Source organism: Actinoplanes subglobosus (assembly GCF_042650585.1).
GTDB classification, from domain to species: domain Bacteria; phylum Actinomycetota; class Actinomycetes; order Mycobacteriales; family Micromonosporaceae; genus Actinoplanes; species Actinoplanes subglobosus.
Genome location: NZ_JBHSBL010000006.1, coordinates 590,247 through 598,291, shown reverse-complemented (window position 1 = coordinate 598,291; position 8,045 = coordinate 590,247). Strand labels below are relative to the sequence as shown.

The following is an 8,045-nucleotide window of genomic DNA, read 5'->3' as shown; positions in this document are numbered from 1 at the left end:
CTTTACCCGCCGTTTCCGCCGTGTCAAATCCGCGTTTCGCAACCGAATTCAACAATCACAGAAACTGCACAGGCACCCCGAAAGACACACGATGCTAGATCGTGCGATCTTGTAAGGGTTTCCGTCAGGACGGCCGGCCGGGCCCCAACTTCAGGTCCCGCTCGCTCGCCCGTCTCCCTGGCGGCTCGGTAAACATTACCCGCCCCTCCCATCAACTCCAAATCGGGGGCCAGGCGACGCCGATCACACCGAAAAATCCCCCTATTTCCTCAGCTCGGCGACCCAGCAGACGGCCCTGACCAGGCCAGCCGTCGCTGAGCATCCGAATAGCGTGCCGATAACCACCGCCGACGACGGCTGGCGGTGCTGAACCGGACCCGCGCGACCGGCAGCCCGCAACGCACGGGAGCAGGCCGCACGCCACGCCAGCGCAACCCGGCACCCCGGACCACGGCGGCCGCCACGGGAAGCGAAACGCGGCGGACGAGGCGCCCGGCAACGCCGCGAGGTAAGAGACGCCCGGCAACGCCCCGAGGTAAACAGGCGCCCCAGCAACGCCCCGAGGCAAACAGACGCCCCAGCAACGCCCCGAGGTAAACAGGCGCCCCGGATCTGGAGATCCGGGGCGCGGTGGGTCGGGGTGGGCTGTGGTCAGGGGAGCAGTTCGACGCCGGCGAAGGTGCGCTTGCCGCGGCGGAGCACCAGGAAACGGCCGTGGAGCAGGGCGAATGCCGGGACGACGGCCTCCCCGTCGGTGATGCGCTCGTTGTTCAGGTAGGCGCCGCCCTCGGTGATCGTGCGGCGGCCCTCGTTCGCCGACGCCACGAGACCGGTGTCCTTGAGCAGCACTCCCACGGCTGGGAGCTCACCTCGTACCTCAAGGAGACCTGCCTCGGACAACGCGGCGCGCAAGGTGTCCGCGGACAGCTCGTCGAGCGAACCTCGCCCGAAAAGGGCCTGGCTGGCGGCGATCGCCTGCCGGGCCTCCTCGGGACCGTGCACGAGCGCGGTGAGCTCCTCGGCGAGGGCGCGCTGGGCGAGCCGGGCCTGCGGCCGCTCGGCGGTCGACTTCTCCAGCTCCTCCAGCTCCTCGCGGGACTTGAAGCTGAAGTAGCGCAGGTACTGGTTGACGTCGCGGTCGTCGCTGTTGATCCAGAACTGGTAGAAGCCGTACGGCGTGGTCATGCTCGGGTCGAGCCAGACGGCGCCGCCCTCGGTCTTGCCGAACTTGGTGCCGTCGGCCTTGAGCACGAGCGGGGTGACGAAGGCGCTGACCGGGCCGGCGCCGCGGCGGCGGATGAAGTCGACGCCGGCGGTGATGTTGCCCCACTGGTCGGAGCCGCCGAACTGCAGCATGCACCCGTGCTGGACGTGCAGCTGATGGAAGTCGTTGGACTGGAGTAGCTGGTAGCTGAACTCGGTGAAGCTGATGCCGCTCTCCAGCCGGTTCCGGACCACGTCGCGAGCGAGCATCTTGTTGACCGGGAAGTGTTTGCCGACGTCGCGCAGGAAGTCGACGACCGACATCGGGCCGGTCCAGTCGAGGTTGTTGACGAGGGTCGCGGCGTTGTCACCCTCGTAGGTGACGAACGGGGCGAGCTGGGTGCGGATGCGCTGCACCCAGCCCTCGACGACCTCGGGCGGGTTGAGGCTGCGCTCGCTGGACTCGCGCGGGTCGCCGATCTGGCCGGTGGCACCGCCGACGAGCAGCAGCGGGCGGTGGCCGGCGAGCTGGAGGCGGCGTGCGGTGCACACCTGCATCAGGTGACCGACGTGCAGCGAGGCGGCGGTGGGGTCGAAGCCCACATAGAACGTGATCGAGCCGCCGTCGAGCTTCTTGCGGAGCTCGTCGGGGTCGGTCGAGTCCTGGATCAGTCCGCGCCACAGCAGGTCGTCTACGAAAGTCACACCCGGATTCTCCCGCACCGGCTGCTGCGGATCACAACGGGATTAGGGATGCTGGGCGGATGGGTCATCTGGGTAGCGCCGTTCCCCCGTTCGAGATCTCCAAGAAGAAGGCCGAGGCCCGGCTGGAGGCCGCGCAGCAGCGTCTGTTGCGCCTGCGGCTGTTGCTGGGCGGTCAGATCGGGGAGAAGCGGATCGGGCCGCCGCTGTGTGTGGTCTTCGAGGGGTGGGACGCGTCCGGCAAGGGCGGGGCGATCAAGCGCCTGGTGGAGCCGCTCGACCCCCGGCACGTGCGGGTGGCGCAGTTCGCCGCTCCGACCTATGACGAGAAGCGGCACCACTTCCTGCAGAGGTTCTGGAACGTGCTGCCCGGCAAGGGTGGGATGGCGGTGCTGGACCGTTCCTGGTACGGCCGTGTGCTGGTCGAGAGGGTCGAGGGTTTCGCCACCGGTGAGCAGTGGAAGCGGGCGTATCAGGAGATCGTCGAGTTCGAGCGGACGCTGACCGCCGAAGGCATGATCCTGATCAAGTTCTGGATGCACGTGTCGGACGAGGAGCAGCTGAAGCGGTTCGAGAGCCGGCGGGTGGATCCGTTGCGGCAGTGGAAGCTGACCGACGAGGACTGGCGCAACCGGGAGAAGCGGGCGGACTACGAGGCCGCGGTCGAGGAGATGATCGACCGGACGGATCAGCCGAAGGCCCGCTGGCACGTGATCGCCGGCGACGGGAAGCCGTATGCGCGGTTCGCCGTGGTGGAGCAGGTGTGTCACGTACTGGAGACGAAACTGGAGAAGCGGGGATATGACTTGAGCGCGTTTTGACAGCATAAAAGGTTAAATGCCCGATACCGTGGGGCATGACCATGAGCAGGAAGTATCCGCGCGGCGTGACCCTGCTGCTCGGTCTCGCCGGGATCGTGGCGGGCGCCGCCGGGGCGGCCGTGGCAGCGCCGGCCCCCGGAGCGGTGCAGGTGTCGGTGGAGCGCACCCGCGGCAAGAGCCAGATCTCGGTCTTCCAGGTGTCCGGTGGGCTCCGGGAGGCTGCTGAGGTGCTGCGGCTGGCGTCCAGCCCGGCCTTCCGCGGCCTCCGGTCGCACTACGTGCCGGAGGACAGGTCCGGCCGCTACCGGTACGAGGTGACGGTCCGCTACCGCGACGGCGAGGACAAGAAGATCGTCACGTACTCGGACACCACGAGCGCGCCGCCGGTGCTGTTCAAGGTCATCCGCAAGGTGGAGACCTTTCCGACACCGGCGTTCCCGCCCGGTTTCCCGTTCAACTAGACGCCCGGCGAGCCCCGTCCGCGTCCGGCGCGGCCACGGCCAGCTCCGCCAGCCGCCGGCAGTCCGCCTCGGTGCGGGCCGCCAGCGCCGCACGGACCGGGCCGATCGCCCGCGGGGACATCGACAGGCTGGTCACGCCGAGCCCGACGAGCACCGGCGCCAGCAGCGGATCGGCGGCCGCCTCCCCGCACACCCCGACCGGTTTGCCGGCCGCGCGGCCGGCCTCCCCGCACACGCCGATCAGCTGGAGCAGGGCCGGCTGCCACGGGTCGAGCAGGTCGGCGAGGTCGCCGCACATCCGGTCGGCGGCGAACGTGTACTGGCTCAGGTCGTTCGTGCCGATGCTCAGGAAGTCGACGACCCGCAGCAGGTCGGCGGCTCGCAGCGCGGCCGCCGGGACCTCGATCATCACGCCCGCCTTCGGCAGGCCCGCGTCGCGCACGGCGGCGGCGAATCCGGTCGCCTCGGCGAGGGTCGACACCATCGGGGCCATCACCCACACGTCGGCGCCGGTCTGCGACCGGGCCTCGGCGATCGCGGCGAGCTGCGTGGTCAGCACGTCCGGGCGCTGCCGCGCCACACGCAGGCCACGGACCCCCAGCGCGGGATTGGGCTCACCGTCCTGGTTGAGGAACGGCAGCGGTTTGTCGGCGCCGGCATCGAGGGTACGGATGACGACGCGCCGCCCGGCCATGGCGGTGAACACGTCCCGGTACGCGGCGACCTGCTCGTCCATCGTGGGCTCCTGCGCCCGGTCGAGGAAGAGCAGCTCGGTACGGAACAGGCCGATCCCCTCGGCGTGTGCCTCGTCGGCGGACGGGACGTTCTTCGCCGAACCGACGTTGGCCAGGAGCTTCACCCCGTACCCATCGGAGGTCTGCCCTGGACCGGTCAACGTGGACGCCGCGGCAGCCACCTGGGCCGCCTCCTCGGCCGCGGCTTTCGCCTCGACCTCGGTGACGTCCGTCCGGACCTGCCCGGACGCGCCGTCGAGCAGCACGAACGTGCCGTCGGGCACGGCCAGCACGCCGGGGCAGGCGACCACGGCGGGCAGTCCCAGCGCGCGGGCCAGGATCGCGGTGTGGCTGGTCGGGCCGCCGACCTCGGTGACCAGGCCGATGACCTGGTCCGGGTCGAGGTCGGCGGTGTCCGCGGGCGCCAGGTCGCGGGCGGCGAGGACGTAGGGGTGGCCGGGCGCGGGGACGCCCGGCATCGGCAGGCCGAGCAGGACCGCGACCGCGCGATCGCGGAGGTCGTCCAGGTCGGCGACACGTTCGGCGAGATAGCCGCCGGCGGCGGCGAAGGCCTCCCGGAACGTCGCGAACGCGCCGTCGATCGCGTGCGGTGCGTCGTGGCCGTCGTCGATGAGCTCGCGTACGCCGTCGCGCAGCTCCTCGTCGTCGGCCATCAGCGCCTCGGCCCGCAGTACCTCGGCGACCGTGGCGTCGGCCGCCCGGTCGGCGCGGCGGCCGAGTTCGGCGACCACCTCGGCCAGTGCGGCCTCGGCCCGGGTGTACTCGGCCGCGGCGTCGGTGACCGGGACGGGGGCCGGGAGCGCCGGGGCGGCCGCGATCCGCAACATCGGACCGGCGGCGATCCCGGCGCACACCCCGATGCCGGTGAGCACCTCAGACATCGGCGTCCAGGTCCTTCGCCAGCAGTTCGGCCAGGCTGTCCAGGGCCTCGTCGGCGCCGTCCCCCTCGGCCTCCAGGATCACCTCGGTGCCCTGCTTGGCGCCGAGGGCGAGCACCGACAGCATGCTCTTGGCGGGCACCGGCTTACGGTCGCCGGACCTGATCGTGACCTTGACCGGAGCCTTCGCGGCCGCCTCGACGAAGATCTTCGCGGGGCGGGCGTGCAGGCCGCTGCTGGAACCGACGGTCACCGTGCGCGTGGGCATAGCAGCTCCTCAGGGTTCGATGGTGACCTTGATGGCCTCGCCGCGGGCGACGATGCCGAAGGCGTCGATCGCGCTCTCCAGCGGGAGGCGGTGAGTGATCAGGTCGGCGACCGGCACCGCGCCGGTGGCGACCAGGTTGAGGGCCTCGGCGTTGTGTGCCGGGCTGGAGCCGTTGGCGCCGACGATCATCAGTTCCCGGTAGTGGACCAGGTTCGAGTCGCAGGTGATGGTCGGGTTGTCCTTGGGCAGTCCGCCGAAGAAACTGATCCGGCCCTGCCGGGCGGCCATCAGGATCGCCTGCTCCTGAGCCTTTCCGGAGGCGGCGGCGGTGATGATGACGTCGGCGCCGCGGCCGTCGGTCAGTTTGAGGATCTCCTCGACCGGGTCGACCTCGCCGGCGCAGATCGCGGCGTCCGGCTTGACCAGGTTGGCGGCCATCTCCAGGCGCTGGCGGCTGAGCTCGACGAGGAAGACGCGGGCGGCGCCTCGGGCCCGGGCCAGCCGGACGTGCAGGCAGCCGATCGGGCCGGAGCCGATGACGACCACGTCGTCGCCGTCGCCGACGCGGGCCAGGTTCTGCGCGTTGAGGGCGCAGGCCAGCGGTTCGGCCACCGACGCCTCGGCGAACGAGACGCCCTCCGGGATGCGGTTGAGGCCGTCGACCTTGAGGACCTCGCGGGGTACCACCATGTACTGGGCGAAGCCGCCCTCGAAGTGGTAGCCCATGGAGACCTGGTTGGGGCAGATCGTCATCCGGCCACGCTCGCACTCGGCGCACTCGCCGCACGGGATCGCGGCGATGACCTGCACCCGGTCGCCGGCGGACCAGCCGTCGACGCCCTCACCGACCTGCACGATCTCACCGGCGATCTCGTGGCCCATCACCCGCGGCGGGTGGATGTGGTGGTGGCCGAACTTCGAGATCTTCACGTCGGTGCCGCAGGTGGAGCAGTTCCGGACCCGGATCTTGACCTCTCCGGGGCCGGCCTCGGGCTCCGGCGCATCCTCGAAACGGACGTCGCCGGGGGCGTGGAATCGTACGACCTTCATGGTTTTGCTTCCTCCTGGATGCTCCCGAGAAGCCGGGTCACGGTCTCGGGTTCGGTGGCCTCGCGCAGTTCGCGGGCCTGGTCCTCGTCGAGCAGGATCTCGGCGAGAGCGGCGAGCAGTTCGACGTGCCCGTCGCCCTGGGCGGCGATGGCCACACAGAGCGTGACCGGTTCGCCGTCCCAGTCGACGGTCTCCGGGAAGCGCAGCACCGCCAGGGCGTCGCGCTTCACCAGGTCCTTGCCGGCGAGGGTGCCGTGCGGGATGGCGACCCCCTCGCCGACGTAGGTGGAGATCGACCGCTCCCGGGCCAGCATCGTGTCGATGTAGCCCGGTTCGGCGGCGCCGATCTCGACCAGGACCTCGCCGCAGCGACGGATCGCGTCGTCGCGGCCGGCGGCCGTCTCCGCGAGCCGGATGGCCCGGGGGTCGAGCAGCTGGTCAGACATTGAGGTCGGTCCCCTGCTGGATGGCCTTGACCACGCGGGTCACGGCCGGGTCGCCGAGGAAGATCTGGAAGGGGACGATCGGCTTGTCCGGCGCGACCGAGCGGGCGCGGGCGGCCAGGCCGCTGTGGCAGACCACCACGTCGGCGTCGGCCGGGATCGAGTTCACCGGGGTGTGCTCGACCGTTACCCCACTCTTGCCGAGCTGCTTGCGCAGGGTGCTGGCCAGCATCACGCTGCTGCCCATTCCCGCGTCGCAGGCGACCACGAGCTTGTGGATGTCCTTGCCGTTGATGGTTGCCATGACTTCTCTCCTGTGGTGGTTACGCGTTTTCCTTGCGGCTGGCCTCGACGTCGTCGTCCGCGCCCTCGGTGGTCTCCTCCGGCTCCTGGTCGGACTTGAGCTTGCCGAACCCGAGTAGCAGGGAGGCGACACCGAAGGTGACCGCGGCGGCCAGGATGACGCCGAGGATCATCCCGAAGTGGCTGCCCTTGGCGGTGACGGCGAAGAAGGCGAAGATGCTGCCCGGGGCCGGGGAGGCCACGGTGCCCGCGCCGGTGACCATGAAGGTGGCCACACCGGCCATGCCGCCGGCCATCATGGCCAGGATCAGGCGGGGCTTCATCAGCACGTACGGGAAGTAGATCTCGTGGATGCCGCCGAAGAAGTGGATGATCATCGCGGCCGGGGTGGTCGGGCGCAGCGACTTCGGCCCGAAGAAGAAGTAGGCAAGGAGCAGACCGAGGCCGGGGCCGGGGTTCGACTCGATCATGAACAGGATCGACTTGCCGTGCTCTGCCACCTGCTGCACGCCGAGCGGGCTGAACACGCCGTGGTTGATGGCGTTGTTGAGGAACAGCACCTTGGCCGGCTCGACCAGGATCGACACCAGCGGCATCAGACTGTGGTCGAGGAGCCAGTCGACGCCGTTGCCGGCCGCCTCGGTCAGGGCGTTGACGACCGGGCCGATGCCCAGCTTGCCGAGGATCGCGAAGCCACCGCCGATGATGCCGGCCGAGAAGTTGTCGACGAGCATCTCGAACCCGGGGCGGATCCTGCCCTCGATCGCGTTGTCGAACAGCTTCAGCACGTAGGCGGTGAGCGGGGCGATGATCATCGCGCCGAGGAACATCGGGACGTCCGCGCCGACGATGACACCCATCGTGGCGGTCGCGCCGACGACCGCGCCGCGCTGGCCGTGGACCATCCGGCCGCCGGTGTAACCGATCAGGACCGGGAGAAGGTACGTGATCATCGGGCCGACGAGCTCGGCCAGGCTCTCGTTCGGCAGCCAGCCGACCGGGATGAAGAGTGCCGTGATCAGACCCCAGGCGATGATCGCCCCGATGTTGGGCATCACCATCCCGGCGAGGTAGCCGCCGAGCTTCTGGACGCGGGCCCGTATTCCGGAACCGCTGACCTCGGGGGTGTACGAAGAGGCCATGAGGATCTCCAATTCGGTG

General features: G+C 70.0%; 9 protein-coding genes. 2 read left to right on the top strand and 7 right to left on the bottom strand.

Features of this window, described 5'->3' with window-relative positions:
* Positions 1-651: 651 nt before the first annotated feature.
* Entirely contained in the window at positions 652-1,908 is a 1,257-nt protein-coding gene (gene tyrS, locus ACFO0C_RS08915) for a tyrosine--tRNA ligase (protein WP_378066071.1), read from the bottom strand.
* Positions 1,909-1,967: 59 nt separating this feature from the next.
* On the opposite strand from tyrS, the gene ACFO0C_RS08910 reads away from it, so the two are divergent.
* Both ACFO0C_RS08910 and ACFO0C_RS08905 read left to right on the top strand, forming a co-directional pair.
* Positions 1,968-2,726: a polyphosphate kinase 2 family protein gene (locus ACFO0C_RS08910; RefSeq protein WP_378066070.1), complete on the top strand. Its 759-nt coding sequence runs from the start codon at positions 1,968-1,970 to the stop codon at positions 2,724-2,726.
* Positions 2,727-2,761: 35 nt separating this feature from the next.
* Positions 2,762-3,187 carry a hypothetical protein gene (locus ACFO0C_RS08905; RefSeq protein ID WP_378066069.1) on the top strand — a complete coding sequence of 142 codons (426 nt, stop codon included), beginning with the start codon at positions 2,762-2,764 and terminating at the stop codon, positions 3,185-3,187.
* On the opposite strand, the gene ptsP is transcribed toward ACFO0C_RS08905, so the two are convergent.
* Genes ptsP through mtlA form a run of 6 tightly spaced genes read right to left on the bottom strand, consistent with a single transcriptional unit; the run spans position 3,180 to position 8,026 of the window.
* The gene (gene ptsP, locus ACFO0C_RS08900) at positions 3,180-4,823 is read right to left on the bottom strand and encodes a phosphoenolpyruvate--protein phosphotransferase (RefSeq protein WP_378066068.1); all 1,644 of its coding nucleotides are present in this window, start codon (positions 4,821-4,823) and stop codon (positions 3,180-3,182) included. The two genes, ACFO0C_RS08905 and ptsP, sit on opposite strands and share 8 nt — an antisense overlap.
* Positions 4,816-5,088 (bottom strand): HPr family phosphocarrier protein, encoded by a 273-nt coding sequence (locus ACFO0C_RS08895; RefSeq protein WP_106324284.1) that lies wholly within the window; start codon positions 5,086-5,088, stop codon positions 4,816-4,818. Before ACFO0C_RS08895 ends, ptsP begins: the two co-directional genes overlap by 8 nt.
* Positions 5,089-5,097: 9 nt before the next feature.
* Entirely contained in the window at positions 5,098-6,138 is a 1,041-nt protein-coding gene (locus ACFO0C_RS08890) for a zinc-dependent dehydrogenase (protein ID WP_378066067.1), read from the bottom strand.
* Positions 6,135-6,584, bottom strand: a complete 450-nt coding sequence (locus ACFO0C_RS08885) for a PTS sugar transporter subunit IIA (RefSeq protein WP_378066066.1) — start codon at positions 6,582-6,584, stop codon at positions 6,135-6,137. The genes ACFO0C_RS08890 and ACFO0C_RS08885 overlap by 4 nt, the downstream gene beginning before the upstream one ends.
* The gene (locus ACFO0C_RS08880) at positions 6,577-6,885 is read right to left on the bottom strand and encodes a PTS lactose transporter subunit IIB (RefSeq protein WP_317791348.1); all 309 of its coding nucleotides are present in this window, start codon (positions 6,883-6,885) and stop codon (positions 6,577-6,579) included. The genes ACFO0C_RS08885 and ACFO0C_RS08880 overlap by 8 nt, the downstream gene beginning before the upstream one ends.
* Before the next feature lie 19 nt (positions 6,886-6,904).
* Entirely contained in the window at positions 6,905-8,026 is a 1,122-nt protein-coding gene (mtlA, locus tag ACFO0C_RS08875; RefSeq protein WP_378066065.1) for a mannitol-specific PTS transporter subunit IIC, read from the bottom strand.
* Positions 8,027-8,045: the final 19 nt, after the last annotated feature.